This window comes from Salmonella sp. SAL4457, from assembly GCF_046548235.1.
Lineage (GTDB): Bacteria > Pseudomonadota > Gammaproteobacteria > Enterobacterales > Enterobacteriaceae > Salmonella > Salmonella enterica.
The window spans coordinates 1-245 of sequence record NZ_JBGDZO010001126.1 but is presented as its reverse complement, the minus strand read 5'-3'; the positions used below and the strand labels follow the sequence as shown (position 1 = coordinate 245).

The following is a 245-nucleotide window of genomic DNA, read 5'->3' as shown; positions in this document are numbered from 1 at the left end:
ATGCAGCAGGGAGTCCGCCGCCATGAGTTTTTCCCGTTTCGCCCAGCGCCTGTCCAACTGGGCCGGCCGCCCGCCAACCTTCGTCGTTGCCCTCGGATTGATCCTGTTGTGGGCGATCAGCGGGCCGCTCTTCGACTTCAACGATACCTGGCAACTGGTGATCAATACCTCGACCACCATTGTCACCTTCCTCATGGTCTTCCTCATCCAGAACACCCAGAACCGCGATACCGACGCGCTGCATA

1 protein-coding gene is annotated in these 245 nt (G+C 59.6%); it reads left to right on the top strand.

All coding sequences use genetic code 11. The features are described 5' to 3' along the window. Positions 1-22 precede the first annotated feature (22 nt). Positions 23-245 (top strand): low affinity iron permease family protein (locus ACLJNW_RS27695; protein ID WP_410961781.1); only part of this gene is annotated, 223 nt, incomplete at its 3' end.